Origin of the sequence: Streptomyces sp. NPDC005794 (assembly GCF_042871445.1) — a bacterium.
Taxonomy (GTDB): domain Bacteria; phylum Actinomycetota; class Actinomycetes; order Streptomycetales; family Streptomycetaceae; genus Streptomyces.
Genome location: NZ_JBIAIN010000005.1, coordinates 56,427 through 79,503, shown reverse-complemented (window position 1 = coordinate 79,503; position 23,077 = coordinate 56,427). Strand labels below are relative to the sequence as shown.

19 protein-coding genes and 2 pseudogenes are annotated in these 23,077 nt (G+C 70.2%); 14 read left to right on the top strand and 7 right to left on the bottom strand.

Annotated features, from left to right (window positions below):
* Positions 1-77: 77 nt before the first annotated feature.
* The 4 genes from ACFYQ5_RS09615 to ACFYQ5_RS09600 are packed head-to-tail and all read left to right on the top strand — an operon-like array spanning position 78 to position 8,309.
* Positions 78-1,721, top strand: coding sequence for a TIGR02677 family protein (locus ACFYQ5_RS09615; RefSeq protein WP_389195556.1), 1,644 nt, complete (start codon positions 78-80; stop codon positions 1,719-1,721).
* Positions 1,718-2,947, top strand: coding sequence for a TIGR02678 family protein (locus tag ACFYQ5_RS09610; protein ID WP_389195553.1), 1,230 nt, complete (start codon positions 1,718-1,720; stop codon positions 2,945-2,947). Before ACFYQ5_RS09615 ends, ACFYQ5_RS09610 begins: the two co-directional genes overlap by 4 nt.
* Positions 2,944-7,074 (top strand): TIGR02680 family protein, encoded by a 4,131-nt coding sequence (locus ACFYQ5_RS09605; RefSeq protein WP_389195550.1) that lies wholly within the window; start codon positions 2,944-2,946, stop codon positions 7,072-7,074. Before ACFYQ5_RS09610 ends, ACFYQ5_RS09605 begins: the two co-directional genes overlap by 4 nt.
* The gene (locus ACFYQ5_RS09600) at positions 7,065-8,309 is read left to right on the top strand and encodes a TIGR02679 family protein (RefSeq protein ID WP_389195547.1); all 1,245 of its coding nucleotides are present in this window, start codon (positions 7,065-7,067) and stop codon (positions 8,307-8,309) included. Before ACFYQ5_RS09605 ends, ACFYQ5_RS09600 begins: the two co-directional genes overlap by 10 nt.
* Positions 8,310-8,413: 104 nt before the next feature.
* Here the strand turns inward: ACFYQ5_RS09600 and ACFYQ5_RS09595 are convergent.
* Positions 8,414-8,563: pseudogene (locus tag ACFYQ5_RS09595) on the bottom strand (DNA helicase); the annotation flags it as partial.
* A gap of 388 nt (positions 8,564-8,951) precedes the next feature.
* Between ACFYQ5_RS09595 and ACFYQ5_RS09590 the strand changes: the two are divergent.
* From ACFYQ5_RS09590 to ACFYQ5_RS09580, 3 genes are all read left to right on the top strand, one after another.
* A complete protein-coding gene (locus ACFYQ5_RS09590) occupies positions 8,952-9,755 on the top strand; it encodes a Tn3 family transposase (RefSeq protein WP_389195544.1) in 804 nt (267 codons plus the stop codon).
* A 143-nt stretch (positions 9,756-9,898) separates the two neighbouring features.
* Positions 9,899-10,228 carry a hypothetical protein gene (locus ACFYQ5_RS09585; RefSeq protein ID WP_389195541.1) on the top strand — a complete coding sequence of 110 codons (330 nt, stop codon included), beginning with the start codon at positions 9,899-9,901 and terminating at the stop codon, positions 10,226-10,228.
* Between the two features lie 43 nt (positions 10,229-10,271).
* Positions 10,272-13,838, top strand: coding sequence for a tetratricopeptide repeat protein (locus tag ACFYQ5_RS09580; RefSeq protein ID WP_389195538.1), 3,567 nt, complete (start codon positions 10,272-10,274; stop codon positions 13,836-13,838).
* Between the two features lie 159 nt (positions 13,839-13,997).
* Here the strand turns inward: ACFYQ5_RS09580 and ACFYQ5_RS09575 are convergent, their stop codons facing one another.
* The 3 genes from ACFYQ5_RS09575 to ACFYQ5_RS09565 form a co-directional block, all read right to left on the bottom strand.
* Positions 13,998-14,480: an ATP-binding protein gene (locus ACFYQ5_RS09575; protein ID WP_389195535.1), complete on the bottom strand. Its 483-nt coding sequence runs from the start codon at positions 14,478-14,480 to the stop codon at positions 13,998-14,000.
* A gap of 158 nt (positions 14,481-14,638) precedes the next feature.
* Entirely contained in the window at positions 14,639-15,049 is a 411-nt protein-coding gene (locus ACFYQ5_RS09570; protein WP_389195532.1) for a VOC family protein, read from the bottom strand.
* 80 nt (positions 15,050-15,129) lie between these two features.
* Entirely contained in the window at positions 15,130-15,489 is a 360-nt protein-coding gene (locus ACFYQ5_RS09565; RefSeq protein ID WP_389195529.1) for a helix-turn-helix domain-containing protein, read from the bottom strand.
* Positions 15,490-15,591: 102 nt separating this feature from the next.
* On the opposite strand from ACFYQ5_RS09565, the gene ACFYQ5_RS09560 reads away from it, so the two are divergent.
* Positions 15,592-15,972 carry a hypothetical protein gene (locus ACFYQ5_RS09560; RefSeq protein WP_389195526.1) on the top strand — a complete coding sequence of 127 codons (381 nt, stop codon included), beginning with the start codon at positions 15,592-15,594 and terminating at the stop codon, positions 15,970-15,972.
* Between the two features lie 163 nt (positions 15,973-16,135).
* On the top strand, positions 16,136-17,182 hold the full coding sequence (locus tag ACFYQ5_RS09555) for a zinc-binding dehydrogenase (RefSeq protein ID WP_389195524.1): 1,047 nt from the start codon (positions 16,136-16,138) through the stop codon (positions 17,180-17,182).
* A gap of 44 nt (positions 17,183-17,226) precedes the next feature.
* Here ACFYQ5_RS09555 and ACFYQ5_RS09550 read toward each other — a convergent pair whose 3' ends face one another.
* On the bottom strand, positions 17,227-18,303 hold the full coding sequence (locus ACFYQ5_RS09550; RefSeq protein WP_389195521.1) for a MarR family transcriptional regulator: 1,077 nt from the start codon (positions 18,301-18,303) through the stop codon (positions 17,227-17,229).
* Positions 18,304-19,006: 703 nt separating this feature from the next.
* On the opposite strand from ACFYQ5_RS09550, the gene ACFYQ5_RS09545 reads away from it, so the two are divergent.
* Together ACFYQ5_RS09545 and ACFYQ5_RS09540 are read left to right on the top strand one after the other, a co-directional pair.
* Complete coding sequence (locus ACFYQ5_RS09545) at positions 19,007-19,753, top strand: DUF5753 domain-containing protein (protein ID WP_389195518.1); 747 nt, start codon at positions 19,007-19,009, stop codon at positions 19,751-19,753.
* On the top strand, positions 19,750-20,058 hold the full coding sequence (locus ACFYQ5_RS09540; protein WP_389195515.1) for a DUF397 domain-containing protein: 309 nt from the start codon (positions 19,750-19,752) through the stop codon (positions 20,056-20,058). The genes ACFYQ5_RS09545 and ACFYQ5_RS09540 overlap by 4 nt, the downstream gene beginning before the upstream one ends.
* A 69-nt stretch (positions 20,059-20,127) precedes the next feature.
* Here the strand turns inward: ACFYQ5_RS09540 and ACFYQ5_RS09535 are convergent.
* A pseudogene (locus ACFYQ5_RS09535) lies at positions 20,128-20,402 on the bottom strand (hypothetical protein); the annotation flags it as partial.
* 67 nt (positions 20,403-20,469) lie between these two features.
* Here ACFYQ5_RS09535 and ACFYQ5_RS09530 point away from each other — a divergent pair.
* The 3 genes from ACFYQ5_RS09530 to ACFYQ5_RS09520 all read left to right on the top strand — a co-directional run bounded on the left by ACFYQ5_RS09530 (position 20,470) and on the right by ACFYQ5_RS09520 (position 22,102).
* Entirely contained in the window at positions 20,470-20,925 is a 456-nt protein-coding gene (locus ACFYQ5_RS09530) for an ISAs1 family transposase (RefSeq protein ID WP_389195512.1), read from the top strand.
* Positions 20,922-21,431: a hypothetical protein gene (locus ACFYQ5_RS09525; RefSeq protein ID WP_389196406.1), complete on the top strand. Its 510-nt coding sequence runs from the start codon at positions 20,922-20,924 to the stop codon at positions 21,429-21,431. Before ACFYQ5_RS09530 ends, ACFYQ5_RS09525 begins: the two co-directional genes overlap by 4 nt.
* A gap of 320 nt (positions 21,432-21,751) precedes the next feature.
* Positions 21,752-22,102 carry a beta/gamma crystallin domain-containing protein gene (locus tag ACFYQ5_RS09520; RefSeq protein WP_389195509.1) on the top strand — a complete coding sequence of 117 codons (351 nt, stop codon included), beginning with the start codon at positions 21,752-21,754 and terminating at the stop codon, positions 22,100-22,102.
* Here ACFYQ5_RS09520 and ACFYQ5_RS09515 read toward each other — a convergent pair.
* Positions 22,009-23,013 (bottom strand): hypothetical protein, encoded by a 1,005-nt coding sequence (locus tag ACFYQ5_RS09515; protein WP_389195506.1) that lies wholly within the window; start codon positions 23,011-23,013, stop codon positions 22,009-22,011. The genes ACFYQ5_RS09520 and ACFYQ5_RS09515 overlap by 94 nt on opposite strands.
* Between the last annotated feature and the right edge of the window lie 64 nt (positions 23,014-23,077).

Sequence of the window (23,077 nt, the reverse complement as noted above, 5' to 3'; positions counted from 1 at the left end):
GAACCATACGGCTACGTATCGTCATGCTGTGGCCAGCGTTTATCTATAGGGGTGTTCATCGGGAAGAATGTCCGGCGATGACCTACCAGCCCGCCGGTGCGGCACCCCCGTCCAGTTACGCCGCGTTCGCGCACCTCACCGCACCGAACGCCGTCCTCTACCGCCAGGTGATGGGCGCGTTCCTCGCCGCCAAGGAACGGTTCGCCGTGCACCTGCGCCCTGAGGACGTGCACGCGGCGTTGCCCCTCGCGACACGTCCGGACGACGTCGATGCCGTCGTCAACGCGCTGGACAAGCTCGTCGAGTGGGGAAACCTGCGTGCCGACCCGGACACCGCGCGGGTCACCGCCGTCGAGGACTTCTACCGGAAGCGGTTCATCTACCAGCTGACCCAGGCCGGGGAAGCCGCGGAGGAAGCCCTCGGCGCGTACGGCGAGGCGCTCGGACGGCGCGGGGCGCTGCAGGCCGTGGCGCTGCACGACATCATCACCCAACTCCGCGCCTTGCTCGTCCTCAGCAGCGAGGAACACCCGGACGCGTCGAAGACGTACCTCACACTCGACACGCTGACCAGCAGATTCGCGGCCCTCGCGGAGAACGCCCGGGCATTCATGGGCTCGGTGCAACGCACCATCGACCTGCACGAGGTCGAGGTCGAGGACTTCCTCGCGTACAAGGACCGGCTGATCCAGTACCTGGAGAAGTTCATCCAGGACCTGATCACGCTCGGCTCCCGCATCGCTCAGCTGATCCAGGAGCTCGACGGACGGGTGGACCCACTGCTCCGGGTCGCGGCAGCGCGCGAAGCCGTCGACGCGTCACCGGGGGAGGCCGCCGGCGTCGAAAAGCTCGCTCATGACCGGTGGACGGGCCGCTGGGACGGGCTCGCCGCCTGGTTCATCTCCGCGGAAGGGAGGGAGTCGCAGGCCAGGCTGCTGCGCGGCCGGGCGCTCGGGGCGATCCCGCAGCTTCTCGCCGTGGTACGGATCCTCAACGAGCGGCGCACCGGCCGGTCGGACCGCTCCGCGGACTTCCGTACCCTGGCTCGCTGGTTCGCCGAGGCCGAGGACGATGCCGCGCGGCACCGGCTGTGGCGCGTCGCGTTCGGGCTCCACCCCTCACGCCACCTCACCGTGGACGCCGACACGCTGGCCGAGCGCGACGCCGCACCCGTACCGGCGGCCACCCCGTGGGCCGAGGCCGAACCGCTGCGCATCAGCCCGCAACTGCGCCGCACCGGCAGCTACGAGCGACGCGGCAAGACCCGAAAGGTCGAAGACCGCTCGCAGGGCCGCAGGCTGCTCGCCGAACTCGCCGCCCGGCAGAACGCGGAGATCGCCGAAGCCCGCGCCCGGCTGGCCACGCACGGCGAGACCCGGCTGTCGCTGCTGGGCGAACTCGACCCGGCGGCGTTCGGGCTCTTCCTGCACCTCCTCGGGGACGCGCTCGCGACCTGGCGGCCAGGGATGACCCGTACCGTCGCGACCAGCAACGACGGGGCGATGGAGATCCGGCTGACCCAGTTGCCCGACGGCGGACAGGCCGAGATCCGCACGCCCGGCGGGGTGTTCCGGGGGCCCGACCACGTGGTCGAGATCATCGACCTGGATCCGCCCGGTGATCCGAGCACGACCAGCGGTCCGGCCGCCCCCGTGATCGTGGAAGCCACAGCACTCGACGCCACAGCAGCCGTCCCTGGCCCTGGAGAAGACCGACGATGAGCACCCCCGCACCCGAGGTCCTGGACGGGCAGCGGTCCGCCGACCTGCGTCGGGCCGCGCGCGCCCTGCTGGCGGAGCCGTTGCTGCTCGCCCGGGGAGCACGCGCCGACGAGTTCCGGCTGGTGCGCCGGCACGCCTCCGACCTGCGTGACTGGTTCGAACGCAACACGGGCTGGGCCCTGCGGGTCGACGCCGAAGCAGCCCGCCTGCACAAGACACCCGGCCTGTTCACCGACGCCACCCACCCGGCACGCGACGTCACCCGGACTGCCCAGCCCTTCACCCGCCGCCGTTACGTCCTGCTGTGCCTGGCCCTGGCCGCCCTGGAACGCGGTGAGTCCCAGATCGCGCTCGGCCGCCTGGCCGAACACGTCGTCCTGGACGCGAGCGATCCACAACTGATCGCCGCCGGCGTGGAATTCAGCCTGGAGCGCCGAGACGAACGCCTCGACCTCGCCGCCGTCGTCCGCCTCCTCCTGCACCTGGGGGTCCTGCGCAAGGTCGCCGGGGACGAAGACGCCTACGTCAGCGGTGCGGGAGACGCCCTCTACGACGTAGAGCGGCGGGTCCTCACCGGGCTCCTCGCCACCCGCCGCGGCCCCTCCCTCGTCCGGGCGACGGCACACGAGGAGCGGCTGGCCGAACTCACCGAGGAATCCGCCCTGGACAGCGACGAGCTGAGGTTCCGGGCCATCCGCCAGCACCTGACCCGCCGGCTGCTGGACGACCCGGTGCTGTACTACGACGAACTCACCGACGCCCAACTCGCCTACCTGACACGGCAGCGCGCCTTCATCGTGGCCCGGATCAACGAACTGACCGGCCTGGTGCCGGAGATCCGTGCCGAGGGCATCGCCATGGTGGACCCTCACGACGACCTCACCGACGTGAGGATGCCGGAGCAGGGCACCCACGGACACCTCACCCTGCTCATCGCCGAGCATCTGGCCGCTGCGGGCCGCCCCGTCCGGACCGACGAGCTGCACCGGCGCGTACGGGAACTCGCCGTCGAACACGGCGGGTTCTGGTCCAAGACCGCCAGACAACCGGGGGCCGAGCCCGAGCTCGTCGACCGGGCACTCACCACCCTCGAAGCCCTGGGCCTCGTGCTGCGCACGGACGACACCGTCCACTCCCGGCCCGCCCTCGCCCGGTACGCCGTCGGCGAGACCCTCGTACTCGACGCGGGTGCCCGCTCCACGACCCGAAAGGCGAAGAAGCAGTGACCGCCCTCCCCACCCCGGCGCGCACCCGCTGGCAACCCCTGCGCATCGGACTCCTCGACCTCTTCCACTACGACCAGGAGGAGTTCTGGTTCCGCGACGGACGGCTCCTGCTGCGCGGCAACAACGGCACCGGTAAATCCAAGGTGCTCGCCCTCACTCTTCCCTTCCTGCTCGACGGCGACCTGAGCGCGCGACGGGTGGAACCCGACGGCGACCCCAAGAAGCGCATGGAGTGGAATCTGCTGCTGGGCGGGGAACACCCGCACTCCGAACGCCTCGGTTACACCTGGATCGAGTTCGGCCGCGTCGACGAGAGCGGCCGGGCTCGATTCCGTACCCTCGCGTGCGGGCTGAAGGCGGTCGCAGGGCGGGGAATCGCCCGCCACTGGTTCCTCGTGACCGAGCAGCGCATCGGGGCCGAACTCAGCCTGCTCGACGCCACCGGCACCGCACTCTCCCGGGACCGGCTCGCGGACGCCGTGGCCGGGCGCGGCATGGTCTACGACCAGGCCAAGGCATACCGCAGAGCGGTCGACGAGGCGCTGTTCGGCCTCGGCGAGCAGCGATACGCGGCCCTGGTGGACCTGCTCGTCCAGCTGCGTCAGCCTCAGCTGTCGAAACGGCCCAACGAGGCCGCCCTGTCACGGGCGTTGACCGAGGCCCTGCCCCCGATGGACCAGGCCGTCATCGCGGACGTCGCCGAGGCGTTCCGCTCCCTGGACGAGGAGAAGGAGGAACTGCGCGCCGCGACCGAGGCCGAGCGCGCCGCCTCCGCGTTCCTCGGCCACTACCGGAGGTACGCACGGGTCGCGTCCCGGCGACGGGCCAGACTGCCGCGCAGCGAACACGCCCGCTACGAGCAACTGCACCGGGACCTGACCCAGGCACAGACCGACCGGGCACAGGCCCGGCAGGAGGCCGCAGCAGCCGCCGAGCGCATCGCCGGACTGACCGAGACGGCAGTCCGGCTGACCGCACAGGACGCGGCCCTGCGCGCCGGACCCGAGATGCGCAGCGCCCGCGAACTGGACCACGCGGCGACAGAGGCCGCACGTACGGCCAAGGAGACCGCCCGGGCGGCGACGGACCGTGACCAGGCCGCCGCACTGCACGCCGCCGCCCAGGTCCGGCTGGGCAAGGCGGAGAACCGGCTGCGGGCCGCGGAGACCCGGCTGGCCGACACCCTCGCAGCCGGCCGGGAGGCCGCTTCCGCCGCGCGGCTGGAAGGCGAGCTGCGCACCGACGGCGCCCCGCCCGCCGTGCTGCGCTCCGAAGCCGAACAGTCGCTGGCCCGCAGGCGTCGCACGGTCGACCACATCGAGCAGCTGGCCGGACAAGCCGTCCAGGCCGCGGCGGTCCAACGCGAAGCTGCTCGCCGGGCCGACGAGGCCGAGACCGAGCACGCCCACGCAGTGCAGCGGCAGCAGGACACCGAACAGGCCGCCGCGGGCCGGGGGCACGAACTGGTGGAGGCCGTACGGGAGCACCTGGCCGGGTGTGCGGAGCTGGCCGTGAACGACTCGGTCGGGCTGCTCGACACGCTCCAGGACTGGGTGACGGGCCTGGCGGGCCCCTACCCGGCCCGGGAGCAGGCCCAGCAGGCCCACCGGCTGCTCGACACCCGGCTCGCCGACCGGGCGGCCGTACTCACCCAGCGCCGGACGGCCCTGCACGAGCACGCGGCGACCCTCGAACAGGAACGTGCCGCCCTCGAAGCGGGCGGACAACGCGGCCCCGAGGCACCACACACCCGCACCCCCGACGTACGCGCGCGCACGCCCGGAGCACCACTGTGGCGCCTCGTCGACTTCCACCAGGGGCTCACCGACACCGAACGGGCCGGACTCGAAGCGGCGCTGCAGGCCTCCGGGCTGCTGGACGCCTGGGTCCGGCCCGACGGAACCGTCCTGGCCGCCGGTGACCACGACGTGCTGCTCACCCCCGGCACACCCCTGCCCGGGCCCTCGCTCGCGCAGGTCCTGCGTCCGGCCGTCGACCACGGTGACCCGCAGGCCACGGCCGTCGGCGAGCAGGCGGTACGGCTGCTGCTCGAAACGATCGGGCTCGGGCAGGGCGGGGACACCTGGGTGTCGGCCGACGGACAGTTCCGGGTCGGCGCGCTGACCGGAGCCTGGAACAAGCCGCACGCGGAGTACCTGGGTGAGGGAGCCCGGGAGGAGGCACGGCGCGCACGGATCGCCGCCCTCCGCACGGAACTGGCCTCCCTCGCCGCCCGGACAACGGCCGTCGCGGACGAGGAGGCCACGGTGTCGGTCCGCCGCCGCAGCCTCGACGCCGAGCTCGCCGGACTCCCGGACGACGCCCCCCTGCAGAAGGCCTACGCCCTCGTCTGGGCCGCGCACGAGGACACCCGCAGGGCCGGGGAGCGCCGCGAAGAGCGACGGGCCGAGCTCGTTGTACGGGCCGAGGAGGCCGCCGCGGCCTCCGCCTCGCTCGGCGAGACCGCCGCCGACCTGGGGCTCCCCACCGACCAGGCCGGTCTCGCCGCCGTACGCCAGGCACTGACCGACTACGCCCTCGTCCTGGCCGCCCTGTGGCCCGCGCTGCGGGAACGCACCGAAGCGGCCGACGCCGTGGACGAGGAGCGCGAGGAGAGGACACGGGCGGGGGACCGGGAAGCGGAACTTGACCGCCGGGCCGAGGAGACCGCCCGCGAGGCGGCGATCGCCGACGAACACCACACCACGTTGCGCGACACCGTCGGGACGGCCGTCGCCGAACTGCAGCGGATGCTCACCGACACCGCGCGCCGGCTCACCGACTGCAAGGAGCAGCAGGAACACGAACGGACGCGGCACACCGAGGCGGAGCGGCAGGCGAACCGCGCCGACGGCCGTATCGAACAACTGGACCAGGACGTGGAGCGGGCGGCAGCCGACCGGGCCGAGGCCATCGGAGCGCTCCAGCGGTTCGCGGCGACCGGACTGCTGGCCGTCGCCCTCCCGGACACCCTCGTACCGGAAGCGGGCGGCGAACCGTGGGCCGCGACCCCGGCCGTCGCCCTCGCCCGGTCGATCGAGGCCGAGCTGGCGCGAACCGACGACGCGGACAGCGCCTGGGAGCGTGTCCAGCGCCTGCTCAGCGAGGAGTACAAGAAGCTCCAGGACGCGCTCTCCCGGCACGGCCACAACGCTTCGGCGCGCATGGTCGAGGACGGCATGGTCGTCGACATCGTCTACCAGGGCCGTGAGAGAGCCGTGCCGGAACTGGTCGAGGCACTCGGCACCGAGGTCGGTGAGCTGGGGAGGATCCTGTCCGCACACGAACGGGAGATCCTGGAGACCCATCTGCTGACGGAGGTCGCGGGCACACTGCAGGATCTGATCGGCGCTGCCGAGCGGCAGGTGGCGGCGATGAACAAGGAGCTGGAGGAGCGCCCCACCTCCACCGGGATGCAACTGCGGCTGATCTGGCGGCCCTCACGCAAGGCACCGGCCGGACTCACACAGGCCCGGGAGCGGCTGCGGCAATCGGCCGACGCGTGGTCCGCCGACGAGCGGAACGCGGTCGGCGCCTTCCTCCAGGCGCAGATCGCGCACCACCAGGCGGACGACACCTCGGGTAGCTGGCTGGAGCACCTGACCGCGGCCCTGGACTACCGCGACTGGCACGAGTTCGGCATCGAACGCAGGCAGCACGGCCGCTGGGTCCCGGCGACCGGCCCCGCCTCCGGCGGCGAACGGGTACTGGCGGTCTCCGTACCCCTCTTCGCCGCGGCCTCCTCGCACTACGCGACAGCGGCCAGCCGGCACGCGCCACGCCTGGTCACCCTCGACGAGGCGTTCGCCGGGGTGGACGACGACTCCCGTGCCAAGTGCCTGGGCCTGCTGCACGCCTTCGACCTGGACGTCGTGATGACCAGCGAACGGGAGTGGGCCTGCTACCCCCAGGTGCCAGGCGTCGCGATCGCCCAGCTCTCGCGGACCGACGAGGTGTCAGCCGTCCTGGTGACCCGCTGGGAATGGGACGGCACGACACGCCGCAGGGGCCAGGAGCCCGACCGGGCACCCGGCGGAGCGAGCTCCCCCGTGCCGTCCGTCGTCGCCCAGCCGCTCCCCTGGCCCAGGGACGCGGCGGAGCAGGGACAGAACACACCATGGACCTGACCGGGCGCGCCGTCGACGACGCAAGGCTCCGCCGTCTGCTCGGCACACCGGAGACGGCCTGGATCGTGGAACGGGCCCGGCGGCGGCTGGAACGCGAGGAGCCACTGACCGGCCCGGTCTCCCTCGCCGGACCGAGCGACGCACAGCGCGCGGCGGCCGAGCGCCTGCTCGGCAGAGCCCCGGGCAGGGGGCGGTCCCTGACCGTGCGACTCGACGTGGTCGACGGGATCCTGCGACGCTCCGGCATCAGCCCGGACGGCCTCGCCCCCGCGGTGGTCGCCCTGACCGGGGCCGTCAGCCCGGTGCGCGAACTCCGCGCACGCGAGGCACAGTCCTGGGCGCGGGCGTACGCGGTCCTGGCCCCGCTCGACGACGGGCCACTGGCGGCCTGGGCACGCCGTCTGCGGGAGGACGGAACCATACGCCGACTCGCCCGCGAACCCGAGCGGGCACACGAGTTGCTCTCCGCCGTCGTGCCGGCAGTCCTGTCCCTCCCGTGCGAACCCGCCGTATCGCTCCAGGCGTTCGCGGCCCTCCACCTCGGCGGCGCACACCGCCTCGACGAGGGCACCCCGCACGCCACTCTGCTGCTGTCCGCCGTCCGCGCGCTGACCGGCCACCCCGACGGCACCGGCGCGGCGTGGCGCCGCGCCGCATGGGCATCGGCAGGGCTGCTCAGGGACGACGTCTCATCGACTGTCCTCACCCTCAACCTGCGCGGAACCCCCGCACTCGACTTCCTGGCCGACACGGGCGAACCAGCGGTCCTGACGCTACGTCAACTAGCCCGGCTGCCGGGCCTGTCGGCTCCGGACGCAGGGGACAGGGTCCGCATCTGCGAGAACCCCGCAGTGCTCTCCGCCGCGGCGGACGCCCACGGGCCCGGCTGCCAGGCGCTGATATGCGTCCAGGGGCAGCCGTCCACGGCCGCCGTCACGCTGCTCCGCCGGCTCCACGCCCAAGGCACGTCGCTGCTCTACCACGGGGACTTCGACTGGGGAGGCCTGCGCATCGCGTCCGGCCTGCTGCGCCAGGTGCCCTGGACACCCTGGCGGTACAGGGCCGACGACTACCGCAAGGCGGTGGCCGGTTCGAACGGGCCACGCCTCACCGGCTCGTCGGCACAGTCGCCCTGGGACCCCGAACTGGCCCTGGCCCTCACCGAATCGGGAGTCCGGGTGGAGGAGGAGGCGGTACTCGAGGACCTGCTGGCAGACCTGGCCGGGGGAGCCTGAGAGCCAGGGGAGCCAGGAGACCGGGGCGAGCGCATCGTGAAGTGGGCCGCCGACGCCTGGGCACGACAGCGTGGAGGAGAGGGACGGTTGAAGGGCTGCGCGCCTCAGACCCTCCCCGCCTCCACCAGGAACTCGCTCGGGTCACCCCACCAGGAAACGTACAGCCCGTCCCGGGCGCGGGTGCACGCGACGAACAGCAGGCAGCGCTCTGCCAGGAGGTCAGCATCGTGCTGGAGCCGGTCGACCTCTGCGGGCCATCCACTACGCCGCGCTGGGTCAGCCGCAGGACTCCGGCGAGTTCATCACTGCCCTGCGAGAGCGGCTCTGTACCTCGCTGGACCGCTTCGAGCAGGCGCTGGCTGAGGGCACGACGGGCCGGGGTGGCCATCGTGAAGAAGCACGGTGAGCCGTGGATTCGTGTCTCCCCGCGCGGCAAGCAGGAGGAGCCGGAGAACCTGGTGGCGGTCAAAGGCGAGATCGAACGGCGTTGGGGCACCATCGACCTGCTGGACATCCTGAAGTACGCCGAGTTCGAGACGGACTTCATCGCCGAGTTCACCTCGGTGGCCACCAGAGAGAACCTGTCCACGGACGTACTGCGGCGCCGCCTGCTGCTGGTCCTGTTCGGCCTGGGTACCGAACATGGGCATCAAGCGGGTCGCGGTGACCGGCAAGCACGGCGAGTCCGAGGCGACCTTGCGGCGGGTGCGGCACCTGTTCGTCAACCGGGCCAACATGCGTGCGGCCCTGCGGAAGCTGGTGAACGCCACCTTCGCCGCCCGGGACGAGATGTGGTGGGGCACCGGCGCCGCGTGCGCCTCCGACAGCCGCAAGTTCGGCGCCTGGTCCTCCAACCTGATGACCGAGTGGCACCAGCGCTACCGCGGCCCCGGGGTGATGATCTACTGGCATGTGGAACGGAATTCGGTGTGCGTCTACTCCCAGCTGAAGTCCTGTTCGGCCTCCGAGGTCGCCTCGATGATCGAGGGCTTGCTGCGGCACTGCACCGACATGGAGGTGGACCGGCAGTACACCGACACCCACGGCGCGTCCATCGTCGACTTCGCCTTTGCCCACATGCTCGACTTCAAGCTGATGCCGAGGCTGAAGAACATCGGCTCCGCGAAGCTGTACCGGCCGGCGGCCGGTCAGGGCGAGAAGTGGCCGCACCTCGCGCCGGTGCTGTCCACCAAGACGATCAACTGGGAGCTGATTGCCCAGCAGTACGACCAGATCGTGAAGTACACCACCGCCCTGCGCCTGGGGGCCGCGGGGGCCGAGCAGGTCCTGCGCCGTTTCACCCGCGGCGGCCCCAAGCACCCCACCTACCAGGCCATCGAAGAGCTCGGACGGGCAGTGCGCACGGCGTTCGTCTGCCGATGCAGGCAAAGCGGTGGCAGGGCCGTTCCAAAGCCTGCTGCCTGTGCCGGGCGGCGGGGACGGTGAGTTCCAACGGCGTGCGGGGAACTGATGGTTGTGCGGAGGCGTCCTGTGCTATCAGTGAATCATCCAATGCTGCTGAGGGCGAGCGTTGGTCGGCTGCGAGGAGGGGGCGAGTGGGTGTGTCGCGAAGCAGGAAGATCACGGTCATGGTGGTCGCGGTCGTGTTGACCGTGTCGACGCCGTTCTTCTGGCTGCTGGACAACCCGGATACCGGCCAACTGGTTGCCGCCTCAGTCCAGGGCGCCACCGGTATTGCCGCCCTGGCATGGGCGCTGATGCAGTCCTCAGCCACCCCACAGTCTGAGATCGCGGTGGTCGATACCGGGAAGGCCAAGGCCACCGGTGGAGGCCGAGCGTCCACCGGCGTGCGACGCCCGCAAGATGCCGGGAGCGGGGCGATTCGGGCGGAGCGAACCGGGGACGCCACTTCGGACGGGCCTGACAGCAGCGCAAGTACCGGTATCGACTACAGCTGATTCCTGGGCCCGCAACACGTCACGAGAGGGGACTCTTCCTGCCATGAGGTTCCGGAAGCGCCGCTCCACGCCCGACCCGGATGAAGCCGGGCCCGAAGCCGAGGGCGGTGTACCAACGCACCCGGTGGTGGTTACGGACACCGGCGACGCCCACGCCCACGACGGAGCAACCGCGCTGACCGGCTACCGCGGACCAGTTCCAGAACATGCTGGGCCTTCGACCAGCAGGCTGGTGCAGGTATCGGGGACCGGGGATGCCATCGCGTCCGGGGGCGGCACCGCCATCAGTGGGTACGTCCACGAATTGATCGTGCAACAGGCCGCCCCGCGAGAACGGGCACCCTGGCCGCACCAGGTCGGCGTGCTCCCGCCCCGCGCCCTGTCGTTCCAGCACCGGGCCGAGGTCGACCAGTTGCGGGCGGCGGTCGACAGCGGGGGTACTGCCGTGCTCAGCCAGGTACTGACCGGGACCGGCGGGGTGGGCAAGACGCAGCTGGCTGCCGACTACGCCCGTACCGCCTGGGACAGCGGGGGGGTCGACGTACTGGTGTGGATCAGCGCGAGCAGCCGCTCAGCGATCACGGCCGGCTACGCGCAGGCCGGTGTGGAGGTCCTTGCCGCCGACCCCAGCGACCCTGAGCAGTCCGCGCGGGCGTTCCTGGCCTGGCTGGAGCCAAAGGCCGGCCAGAAGCCGTGCCGGTGGCTGGTCGTACTGGACGACGTCACGGATCCGGCCGATATACGTGGCTGGTGGCCGCCCGCCAGCCCGCGCGGCCGTGTCCTGGTCACCACGCGCCGCCGCGAGGCCGCCCTGACCGGCGCCGGCCGACGCCTGGTCACCGTGGGCTTGTTCACCCCCCAGGATGCCGCCGCCTATCTCACTGCCGTACTCGCCGCGCACGACCGCCACGAGCCCACCGACCAGATCAACAGCCTCGCCGCCGACCTGGGACACCTGCCCCTCGCCTTGGCCCAGGCCGCCGCCTACATCATCGACACCAACGTCACCTGCGCCCGCTATCGCCGTCTGCTGGCCGACCGGCTCAGGAAACTGGCCAACCTGCTCCCCGAACCCAGCGCCCTGCCCGACGACCAAGCCGTCACGGTGGCGGCCACCTGGTCCCTGTCCATCGAACACGCCGACCGGCTCCGCCCCGCCGGCCTGGCCCGCCCCATGCTCCAACTCGCCGCGATGCTCGACCCCAACGGCATCCCCACCGATGTCCTGACCAGCCGGCCCGCCCTCACCCACCTCACCCGCCACCGCCCCCCCGACACCCAGCAACCAATCCCCGCGACAACCGAGGACGCTGCAGGCGCGCTGCACGCCCTGCACCGGCTCAGCCTGGTCACCTACGCGCCAGGCCAGCCGGTTCAGGTCCACGGGCTGGTGCAGCGTAGTGTGCGCGAGCAGCTTCCTCCGGAACTGCTGGCCCGGACCGTTTGGGCGGCGGCCGACGCCCTGCTCCAGGCATGGCCACAGACGGAACGTGACTTCGCCACCGGCCAGCGGTTCCGCGCCAACACCGAGGCGCTGCGGTCCCATGACGAGAACCTGCTGTGGTCGGACAACGATGTGCACGAGGTACTGCTCCGGACTGGCCAGAGCCTCGCCCGTGCGGGGCTCTACCAGGCATCGACGGACCACTACCGGCAGCTCGCGGCCACCTCCGCGCAAAAGTACGGCGCCGACGACCGCCGTACCCTCGCCTGCCGCAGCAACTCCCTCGGTTTCCTGAAGGTCACCGCAAGCCCCGCAGAGGCCGTGGCGGCGTACACGGAGCTGGCCGCGGACTGCACCCACCTGGTCGGACCGGACGACTACTTCACCTTCAGCGCCCGCGGTGATCTTGCCGACGCCCGGGCCATCGGGGGCGACCTGGCCGGTGCGCTGGCCGACTACGAAGAACTGCTCCTCGACCACCGCCGCGTCCATGGCCCGCACCACCACCGCACCCTCTCGGTCAGCTCCCAGATCGCCTCCCTACACAGCGATAGGGGAGACCCGTCGCGCGCCGTCGCCCTGTACGAGGAACTGCTCGGCGACTGCCGGACGCACCTTGGGCCCTTCGACAGGATGACCCTGGACATACGCAGAGAGCTCGCGCACCTGCGGGGAAAGGCGGGCGACCCTGTCGGGGCCCGTGCGCAGTACGAGGAACTGCTGGACGAGCACCTGACGGAGTTCGGCCGCGACGACCACCGCACCCTGCTGGTGCGGCACGAGCTGGCCGACTGGCGCGCCGCCGCCGGAGATCCGGCCGGAGCTGCCGCCGAGCTGTCGGACATGATCGACGACGCAGTGCGGGTCCTGGGCGCCCACCACATCGATGTCTCCCGGGCCCGCTACACCCTGGGACTGCTGCGCAACGAGGCGGGAGACACCACCGCGGCACCGGCCGGCATGGACGAGTCGGCCCGCTTGCTGGAGCAGACGTTCGGGCCTGACCATCCGTTGGTCATCGGCAACCGTGCCGCGCTCCAGGCGTGGCAGCACGCGCTGGTGGAGAGCGATCCGGTCGCCGCCGCCGAGGCCCTGAGGGAGATGATTGCCGCCCTGCGCTCAGTCTGGGGCCCCGACCACCTCCAGGTGCTGGAGTCCCGCCGTTTCCTCCTCAGTATCGAGGGCGTGATCGGTGACCCTGGCCAGACAGCCGAGGGGTTCGCCGCGCTGCTCGCCGACTGCCGACGGGCCCTGGGCCCCGAGCACCCCCTCACCCTGGCAACCCGCGCGGAGCTGGCCGACTGGCGCGGCGAGGCAGGCGACTACTCCGGGGCGATCGCCGACCTCCGCGACCTGCTGGGGGACATGGCCCGGGTGCTGGGCCCGCACCATCCAGAGACCCTGGGCACCCGCAAAATGCTCGCCGAGAAGCTGCACGCAGCGGGCGACACGGCCGCGGCCCTCGCGGCGTACGAGGACCTGATCACCGTGCACCGCCGGGTGCTGGGCCCGGACCACCCGGACACCCTCCGGCTGCGCAGTGCCCTTGCCGACTGCCGCTCCGACGACGCGGAGGCGGGTGCGATGATCCCGGTCTACCAGGAGCTGATCGCGGACTATACGCGCGCCCTTGGCCCCGACCATCCCAGCACGCTCGGCATGCGCGGCCGCCTGCTCGACTGCCGGGCAGAGGCAGGCGACCCGACAGGGGCAGCCGAGGAGTGTCGCGAACTGCTCCGCGACTACCAGCGGGTCATGCCGCCCGGCCACATCGAGACCCTTTCCGTCCGCGCCACCTACGCCAAGCTGCTCGCGGACAGCGAAGACTTCGCCGGGTCGGTCACTGCGTATGAGGACCTGCTGCCGGTCGCCCTGCGGATCTGGGGTCCCGAACACCTCGGCTCGCTGATGATCCGCGGCTGCCTGGCCGAGGTACGGATCCGGTGCGACGGCGCCTCGGCTGACGGCCTCGTCGTCTTCGCCGCGCTCTTCGACGACTGCCTGCGCGTCCTGGGCCCCGGCCACCACGTCACCGAGGCCACCCGAGCCTTCCGGGACGCCCTGCGCCAAAGCGGCTCGGCACTCCCGTCCACTACGTACCACAAGCTGCTGGACCAGTACGCGAAAGCCGAGCGCTCCGGGCGCGCGATGCCCACCGCTGAGTGATCCCGCCTGCGGAGCCCGGCAACCGATCTCAGTGTGGTTCGGCTCGAAGGGGATCTCTGCCGTGCGCCAATCGTGTCTGTGAACGAACGAATGACGACAGGCACCGCAGCTGTCCAACGAACCCCGGCTTTTCGGGGCTCGTCGGCGGCACGGATCCAATCAGATCCGATGACGGCTGACGACAGGGTTTGATGACACCCTGGGACCGACGCGCCGACAGGAACGAGGAAGAGCGTCCGGCGGCGACCAGGAGCAGCCGCGGCCGCCGTCATGGTCGGTTGGCACCGTTTCGGCAGGGCTGGGGAGGCGGTCGCCCCGGGTGTCGGTGACCTCGATGCGGATGGCTGTGCCTTCGGCGCAGAGGCGGAGACGGAAGTCCCGGCCGGATACGTGCCCATGGCGCACGGCATTGCTGCTGAGCTCGGCCACGGCCAGCGTCAAGGCGTCGTGCGCGTCGCTCCCGTACGGGATGCCCCAGGCGTCGAGGCGCTCGCCGGCCAGGCGGCGGGCGAGGCGGGCACCGCGCGGGGTGGAACTGAAACGCATCGTGAAGTCGTGCCAGGCGAAACGGGCACGAGCGGTGTGCGCGGTGTGCGCGGTGCGTGCGGGGCGCACGGGGAGGGGTGGCTTCTTGCTGGTCATGACTCAACGCTGATGCATCGTGGCTGACCGTGACCAGAGGTGACGCGCTGTCGCGACGTGGGTGTACGTGGCATGCGTAGGGCCTGTACGCAGGAGGGGCAGGCCGTCGGCAACCGATTCGGGTGCCCCCGCCCCGCCCCTGCTCCCGGTTCTGGTTCTCAGCCCTTCGGCTGGGTGAAGCGGAGGTGGTTGCCGAAGGGGTCGCGCAGGCCGCAGTCGATGCCGTACGGGCGCTCCGTCGGCTCGTCCGTGAACTCCACGCCCTGCGCCAGCAGCGTCTCGTACGTCTTGCGGCAGTCGTCCGTGGTGAGGATGAGCGCGCTGCCCAGCGCGCCCTTCGTCAGCAGTTCGCGGACCTGTTCGGCTGTTTCCTCGGACATGGCCGGAGGACCCGGCTTCTCGAGCAGGACCTGGCGGTCGGGCTGCCCGGGGATGTTGACGGTGAGCCAGCGCATGAAGCCCATGTCGACGTCGGCGTTGACCTCCATGCCGAGCTTGCCGACGTAGAAGTCGAGGGCCTGGTCCTGGTCGAGGACGTAGATCTGTGAGTGCGTGATCGCGTTGAACATGTGCATCACGCTAGTCGGCGGGCCCGGCGAAAACTTATCCAAAACTGCTCAGCCGAGGAGGCCCGGCTGCATAGGCGCGCTCAGGCACTCGGCCGCGTCCACGCCTTCGTGAAGCAGGTGGGCACGCCCGTGGACACCGCTTCCTTGCGGTACGTCCGCGGCGACCGGACGACGATGTCGCTGAACGTGCGGCTGAAGGTTCCGGTGCTGCCGAAGCCGACCTCGTAACAGATGTCCGTGACGCTCCTGTCGCTCTCCCGTAGGAGGAACATCGCCCGCTCGACCCGGCGCCGTTGCAGATAGCGGTGCGGTGTCTCGCCGAAGGTGGCGCGGAAGGTACGGGCGAAGTGCGCCGGGGAGACGTGGGCGATTCGGGCCAGTGCCGGCACATCCAGCGGCTGCGCGTACGCACGGTCCATAGCGTCCCGTGCTCGGAGCATACGGCGGTTGGTGTCTTCCACGGTGCGGCTCACGGCACCATCCCACCACAGGCCGGTCCGTTGCCGGGCGGCTCTGTCAGACCCCCTCAGTACGCTCAGGGCATGAGCGTCTCCCTTTACTACTGTGCGAACCGGGCCACGCCGCTGACAGATGCCGAGACGGCCGCTGTCGAGCGCATTGTTGCCGCCCATATCGCGTCCTTCCCGTACGAGGACCAGGAAAGCCTGTACCTCTACGCCAGCGATGACAGCCGACCGGACGAGTTGGTTGCCGGGTCCACCAAGATGACGTTCGATCCGGACAAGGCACTGCTGGTGCTCGACCATGTGCTGCGCTCGGTCAGCGAGTTGCGCCGTGCGCTGCCGGGCGCGGAGTGGCGCGTGCACATGGACGACCTCGACGTCCCGTGGGACGAGGCCGAGGGCTACGCCTTCCCCGGCATGCGCGATCCGGACCTCGCGGCCGAGCTGGGCGGCCTCTGAGGTCCCGGCCTGCCGTCAACGTCTCTGCCGCCCACCCCACAGCGCACCCGCCTTGCCGCGACGGGGGGCTTCTTCTCGCCTCTTGTCGTGATGATGTTGGATAACTGGTGTTTGCCGGAATCAGCGAGAGTTCCGGCGCTGGGTCTTGAGGAGAGTGCTGGTCATGAGTGCTGAAGAGCGGTATGTGCGGGTGTCCGGGCCGCGGGAACTGCAGGAGGTGACCGAGAGCGCGGAAGAGCGGCCCGCACCGGACGGTGTGGTCGTCGACATCACGTACTGCGGCGTCTGCGGCACGGATGTCCACGGGTACACCGACGGGCACATGCTGCCGCCGGCCGTCTTCGGTCATGAGTGGACGGGCGTGATCAGCGCCGTCGGCGGCGAGGTGACCGGGTTGAGCGTCGGACAGCGCGTGGTGGGCGGGGTCGGGCCCGCATGCGGCCGGTGCCGCCAGTGCGCGGCCGGTCACGCGCGGCAGTGCGAGCTGGTGTTCGCCGAGGCGAACGGCGTGGACGAGGCGGCTCCGGCGCACGGGGGCTTCGGGGCACAGGTGCGGGTGTCGGCGCGCCGGGTCATCCCCGTGCCGGAAGGCGTCACCGACGTCGAGGCGGCTCTGGTGGAACCCGCGACCGTCACCTTCCACGCGGTACGCCGTACGGCCATGGAGCTCGGCTCGGTCGTCGTCGTGCAGGGCGCCGGGCCGATCGGCCTGCTGGCCGCCCAGCACGCGCGCAACGCCGGCGCCGGACGGGTCCTCGTGTCCGAGCCGTCGGCTGCACGCCGCTCCACGGCCGAGAAGCTCGGCTTCCGCGACGTGGTGGCTCCGGAGGAACTCGCAGCGCTGCTGACGGAGATCACTGACGGGCTGGGCGCCGACGTGCTCTTCGAATGCACCGGGGTTCCATCCCTGCTGCAGCCCTCGGCGGAGCTGGTCCGGCGCGGTGGCACCCTCAGTCTCCTCGGCTATCCCATGGCCGAGTCGAGCGTCAGCTACGCGGACTGGCAGACCCGGGAACTCACCGTCATCGGCTCACTGGCCTACAACCACGAGGACTTCGTGGGGACGTTGCGTGCCATCGCGGGGAAGCGCCTCGACGTCACCACGCTGCACACGGGCACTATCGGACTGTCCGACCTCGGCTCCATGCTGGAAGAGCTCGACTCGGGCAGGAGCAGCCACACCAAGGTGCTGGTCGACCCCCGGAAGTGACGTGCGCCGAAGTGTGCTGCCCGCCGTCTGCGGTGGCGTGGTGGTCAGGGCAGCCGCGTCAGGTCGCGGAGCTGGCTGACCAGTGCGTGTACGTCGCGTTCGGCGGGCGGAGCGGCAGGCGCCGCAGGAGCCGCAGGAGTGGCGTCCGACGCCGTGGCGCGGCAGGGGCGGCAGAGGCCGTCCGGGAGGGCTTCGGGTGCGCCGGGGCGACCGCATTCGGTGCACTCCGCGAGGAGGCGACGTCCGGGAGTGACGGCCGTGGCAGGGGCCGGGCTGCTGGTGATCTGCGGCGGCAGCTTGTCGATGAGACGGCGGCGTACGAGGCCGACGGGGGAACCGACCTGCGCGGGGAGGCCCGCCGTGAGGGCCTGGGTGAGGTAGTCCGCATCCACGCCGCGTGTGAACCAGGTGGCGGCCAGCGGCTCCAGGGCGCGGCAGTCGGCTGCGGAGAGCGCCAGGCGCGCGTCCTTGCGGCCGAGTTCGGCCAAGGCGAGGTACGCGGGGGAGACGGCGACCGGGGGCGTCGTCGCTTGCGCGCGCTGTTCGGGCACGACGGGTGTCGTGGGTGCGGGGGCTTCCGGGGGTGAGGCCGGGTGCGCGGTGGGCTCGGGCGGGGCCGTCGTTGATGCGGTCGCGTGCAGGGGCGAGGCCGGGGCCGGGGCCTCTGAACCGGTGTCGGCAGGCGGGGGAGCGGGCGTCGCTTCCGGTGCGGGGTGGCTGCCCTCGGTGTTCAGGAACGCGTCCCACCACTCGTTGTCCCGGGCGGTGCGGGACCAGTAGGTGCGGGAGACCCAGCGAACTTGGCTCCCCTCGCCGGCCAGGCAGCGTACGCGCCGCAGATGCCCGGCCACCCCGAGGGCCTTCAACGCGCTGGAGACAGCCATCTGGCCGTACAGCGGCAGGTGCTTGGCGAGCGACTTGATGTCCATCGCCGCGCCGTCGGGGAGCCGGTCGACGTAACCGGCGATGTACCGCTCGCGTTCCGGCATCAGGGCGAAGTCGTCCGCATGGGGCGCGCGTTGGCCTGATGCGGTTCGTTTGCCGTAGCCGGGGCGGGCTTTCGCGTACGGGCGCGAGGATGCGGGTGCGCGAAGGGCAGGGCTAGGGTGCTCGGTAGCCACGAGATCGTCTTCCGTTCGATCTTGGGGTGAGACCCCGGCCTGGTGTTTGCTGCACCGCGTCGGGGTCGATTCGTTGGGGGCACCGTAAGCAGGCGTGACGGAGCGCCGCAAGCTGATCACGTTTAGTCATATCAGCTGGCCGTGACGGGTTAGGGAGGGTGGGGAGGTTTCCCAAACCCCTTCTTTTACCTACCGGGTGAACAACATCGCTCGAATCCCGGAGCTCGCATCCCGAACCTTGTGTCCCGAAGCTCAAGCATCGGGCTCGGCCATCGATTCCGTACCCCCAACGAGTGAAACGACCCGCTTCCGTCGCTTGAAGTTCGGCGCTTGGGTCCCGAGCGCCGAGCCCTCCGGTGCGGGGGTAACCACTTCTTCGATGGAAGGCAGCTTGGAAAGTTGCGCGCGCGAACGAACGGCTCGTTACGGTGCCCAAGTGGGACGAGCCGAGGCGGGTGCTGCCTTCCTGCCGGGCCTCCTCGGTGCGGCGGCGCCTCGAAGTGCCGCCCTTCGCTGGTTGGTTGTACGCGACAGGTCGAGGCGTGTGCGTACGTGGGACAGGCGGTGGCGATGACGCAGGACGAGTTGAGCGCGGACGCGGGTACGGGGGAGGGCGCGCAGCTCTCGCCGGGGACGCAACCGGAGGGTAAGTCGGAGAACGGGGTTTGCGGTCGCGTTCGGGAAGCAGCTGAAGCTGCTGCGGTTGCGGGCGGGGCTGGACCGGGTGGAGTTCGGCAGGCGGGTGGGATACGCGGCGCAGTCGGTGGCCTCGTTCGAGCAGGGGCGGTGGATTCCGCAACCGGTGTTCGTCGACAAGGCGGACGAGGTGACGGGGGCCGGTGGGCTGTTGGTGGCGTTGAAGGAGGAGCTTGCGCGGTCGCAGTACCCGGCGTTCTTCCGGGACGCTGCGCGGTTGGGGACGAGGGCGGTGGCCCTCTGTGTGTATGGCCTGTATGCGGTGCCGGGTCTGTTGCAAACGCCAGAGTATGCACGGGCGGGATTCCAGCAGGAACGTCCGCTGCTTGACGACGATTTCATTGAGCAAGGGGTCTCTGCTCGGCTGGCCAGGCAAGAGATCTACGACCGACGTCCGGCGCCGCTGTTGAGCTTCATCGTGGATGAGGCCGTACTCCGCAGGCCGATCGGTGGCCGGTCAACGCTGTACGGTCAGTTGGAGCGCATGCTGCACCTTGGTGAGAAGCGCAATGTCGAAGTGCAGGTGATGCCTCTGGATCGAGAGGATCATGCGGCAATCGGAGGGCCGTTCACGTTGATCGGCACCGCACAAGGGCAGCGCATCGCCTATGCCGAAGTGCAGGGAGACAGCCGTCTCTACACGGGCCGTGCAGCGGTCCGCGAGCTTGAAGCCCGCTATGGCATCATCCGGTCACAGGCTCTCACTCCTCGTGAGTCCTCGGAGTTCATCGAGAAACTTCTGGGAGAGAAATGACCATTCACTCCACCAGGCTGGCAACCCTCGATTTGGCGTGGTTCAAGAGCAGCTACAGCACCGGGAACGGTGGCGAGTGCCTGGAGGTTGCTTGGCGGAAGAGCAGTCACAGCACCGGTGACGGCGGCGAGTGCGTCGAGGTCGCCCGGCGTAAGAGCAGTTACAGCGGGGCTGAGGGCGGCGACTGTGTTGAGGTTGCCGCAGCCACCCGCGTGCACATCCGCGACTCGAAGCAGGGCAACGGCCCCGTGCTGACCGTGGGACCCGGTGCGTGGGCCGGGTTCGTCGGGCTTGTCGCTGGCTGAGTAACGTACGTGAAAAGGTCCGTCGCGCACCGTATCGGTGCGCGACGGACCCTCGTCCGTACGGGACTCCTCGTCCACGTTCTCCACACGGCGGATCATCCGCCACGCGGCCCGGCGTGCGCTGCGGTCCAGGTTGGACCGGAAGCTCTTGTTTGGGCCGAAGTGCTGACGCCCTATGCCGGCGGTCGCCTCGATGCGGTCGGCCATGTTGTCGGCGACAGCCGGTCGAAGATCTTGCCGAAGTTGGCCTCGCCGTTGACGACGGCCGCCGCACGGACCTTGGGGTCTTCCGTAGTCTTGTTGAACGGCTTCCAGACGTTTTCCTCGGTGAAGTCCGTGCCGAACTAAATCGGTCGAACCCTCCGGGGAGGGGGAGACGTCGTCAAGCCGGTCGACGTGCCGGGACCGACGGTGACCGTGACGAAGACCGCGACGGTCACGGCCCCGCCGCCCAAGCCCCGAAGCCCAAGGGGGTCCGGCCTGGTCCGCCCGCCTCATGCCACGACCATCCGCCTCGTCCTGGCCGCTGTGGACGGTAACGCCCTCGACCGCGCCATCGGCGCCTTCCTCCAGCAACGCAAGGCCCCGGTCTCGGGACGAAAGGTCATCGCCGTCGACGGCAAGACACTCCGCGGCTCCCGCACCACCGGGCGGACGGCAACCGCCCTGATCGCCGCCATGACTCACAGCGGACAGGTTATCGCCCAACGACAGATTGACGGCAAGAGCAACGAGATTCCGGCCTTCGCCCCGCTCCTGGACGGCATCGACCTGACCGGTGCCGTCATCACAGCGGACGCCCTGTACACCCAGCACGACCACGCCGCCTACCTACACGGAAGCGGGGTCACTATCCGGCCGTCCTGAAGCGGAACCACCCCGCTCTCCAAGAGAAGGTCCGCCGCCTGCCCTGGCGTGACATCCGCCTGGACCACTACGAACACGGACGGGGCCACCACCACGACGAGATCCGCCGTCTGAGGACGGCCTCGTTCGCCCACCTCGACTACCCGCAGGCACGCCAGGTCCTCCAAGCCGTCCGCTGGAGACGTGACCTGGGCACGGGCAAGTTGACGATCGAGCGGATCTACCTGGTCACGAGCCTGCCGCCCGGAGCGGCCGAAGGCATCGAACTCGCGGCCTGGATCCGCGGCCACTGGCGCATCGAGAACCAGCTGCACCATGTCCGCGACCGCACCTTCCGCGAGGACGCCTCGAAGGTCCGCACTCGCAACCTGCCCCGCGTCATGGCCGGCCTGCGCAACCTCGCCATCGGCACCCGTCGCCAGGACGGCCACACCAACATCGCCGCAGCCCTCCGCCGCACCGCCCGCGACCACTCGCGGCCCCTCACCGCCCGCGGACTCACCTGACGAAAAGACCCTGACTTTCATCGCGGCTCTGTGACCGCTTCATCGCGTTGCGGAGCCGCTCAACCGACGGACGCCGACGACAGGTTGGAATCAGCTCCATGATCGCGTTGCGCGCCTCAAGCGCGAATTCAGGTCACCGATAACAGCTTATCGGCCATGTCGAAACTTTCAGGACATTCGATGATTAATTTCGGTCGACACAAAGAATCACAGTGACGCAATAGGGGCCCGTGAGTGATCCTGAGTGAAGGCACGGGGAAGAAGTTTTGCCCCGTGATGTGACCGCGCAATTCGACACTCGCTGATCGGGAAGAAACGAAATGACGCACATGAGGAAGATAGCATCATCCTCCGCCGCGGCAATTGCTGCGGCTGTCGCTCTCACTGTCGCCGTACCAGCCGGCAACGCTTATGCCATCGACCGGGTTACCTGCCGGGACGGGGCAGGCTACCTGAAGGTCGAGGGACACGATGAATTCGGGATTTCCTTCACCGATTGCTTCGCGAATCGCGGCACGTGGGAGTTCGGCTCCGTCTGGTTGAGCCGAATCACCACCGGCAACAACGACGTCGTCTTCTACGACATCAACGGGTCCACGGTGTCAATCAAGCGGAACACCGTATACAAGCCGTCGAACGCGGCACATGTGTCCGGTATCAAAATCCTGTGACCACTTCCACAGGGCTGAACCTCGAAAAGAGCTCGTAACACGATCATGATCGGGCCTTCTTGAGGCGGCGTCGTGGAGTTCGGTGCGGCGTTCGCATCGGACGGCGAGGCGTTTGAAGTGGTGGAGCAGAGCGAAGGTCTGCTCCACCACGTAGCGGAGCTTGCACAGGCCCTTGATATTGGGTGATTCCTTGCGGGAGATGACGGGCGGGATCCGCCGGTGACGGTGCTCGTCGCGGTTGGGTTGGAGTCGTAGCCCTTGTCCCCGAGCAGGGCGTCGGGGCCTGCGGCGGGGCCGGCCGGGGCGGCCCGCGACGGGAGGGATCCCGTCGACCAGGGCGAGGGGCTGGGTGACGTCGTTTTCATCCTGTAGGAGGGGCCGCCGTTGTGGCGGGCGGCGAGTTCCTGGCGCTGTTCTCGTGTCATCTCGTCCGCCGGTACGTCGGCGAAGCCGCTCTCTCCCTTGCGCATCGCCAGGTATTCGGAGGCGATGAAGCTGTCCTGGCCCGGGTCCTGGAGTGAGGCCTCGATGGTGTCCCGTTGGCCATCGGTGAGGTTTGCCGGGGCGTATCCGAGGACCTTCGCGGCCTGTCTCACCTGGATGGCGATGGGGCCGAAGGATGTCTCGTCCAGGGTGCCGCCGAGTTGGGAGGGCAGGTTCTCCGGGGTGACGTACAACCAGCCGTCCTCGGCCAGTCCGCGGACGGTGTCGACGCCGTCGTCCATCCAGCCCCACGGTCCGCCGACCTCCTGCCACGCGATGCCCGCCACCATGTCGGTCGGCAGGCCGGAGCGATGGGCCGCGTCGGCGATGATGTCCTTGTTCGCCGCGATCCACTCGCTTCGTTCCTCGGCGTTCCTGGGTACGGCCCAGTAGGCGTCGGTGGCCTCGGGTAGCTCGGTGAGGCGCATCCTGATGTCCAGGAGGGACGGCGATACTTCGTCCCTGCCGACTGGCTTGGAGAGTACCGCTGGG

Coding starts and splice junctions, on each gene's coding strand:
- ACFYQ5_RS09615 (WP_389195556.1), top strand. CDS start 78: ATGACCTACCAGCCCGCCGGTGCGGCACCCCCGTCCAGTTACGCCGCG.
- ACFYQ5_RS09610 (WP_389195553.1), top strand. CDS start 1,718: ATGAGCACCCCCGCACCCGAGGTCCTGGACGGGCAGCGGTCCGCCGAC.
- ACFYQ5_RS09600 (WP_389195547.1), top strand. CDS start 7,065: ATGGACCTGACCGGGCGCGCCGTCGACGACGCAAGGCTCCGCCGTCTG.
- ACFYQ5_RS09590 (WP_389195544.1), top strand. CDS start 8,952: ATGGGCATCAAGCGGGTCGCGGTGACCGGCAAGCACGGCGAGTCCGAG.
- ACFYQ5_RS09585 (WP_389195541.1), top strand. CDS start 9,899: ATGGTGGTCGCGGTCGTGTTGACCGTGTCGACGCCGTTCTTCTGGCTG.
- ACFYQ5_RS09580 (WP_389195538.1), top strand. CDS start 10,272: ATGAGGTTCCGGAAGCGCCGCTCCACGCCCGACCCGGATGAAGCCGGG.
- ACFYQ5_RS09575 (WP_389195535.1), bottom strand. CDS start 14,480: ATGACCAGCAAGAAGCCACCCCTCCCCGTGCGCCCCGCACGCACCGCG.
- ACFYQ5_RS09570 (WP_389195532.1), bottom strand. CDS start 15,049: ATGTTCAACGCGATCACGCACTCACAGATCTACGTCCTCGACCAGGAC.
- ACFYQ5_RS09565 (WP_389195529.1), bottom strand. CDS start 15,489: ATGCTCCGAGCACGGGACGCTATGGACCGTGCGTACGCGCAGCCGCTG.
- ACFYQ5_RS09560 (WP_389195526.1), top strand. CDS start 15,592: ATGAGCGTCTCCCTTTACTACTGTGCGAACCGGGCCACGCCGCTGACA.
- ACFYQ5_RS09555 (WP_389195524.1), top strand. CDS start 16,136: ATGAGTGCTGAAGAGCGGTATGTGCGGGTGTCCGGGCCGCGGGAACTG.
- ACFYQ5_RS09540 (WP_389195515.1), top strand. CDS start 19,750: ATGACCATTCACTCCACCAGGCTGGCAACCCTCGATTTGGCGTGGTTC.
- ACFYQ5_RS09520 (WP_389195509.1), top strand. CDS start 21,752: ATGACGCACATGAGGAAGATAGCATCATCCTCCGCCGCGGCAATTGCT.
- ACFYQ5_RS09515 (WP_389195506.1), bottom strand. CDS start 23,013: ATGCGCCTCACCGAGCTACCCGAGGCCACCGACGCCTACTGGGCCGTA.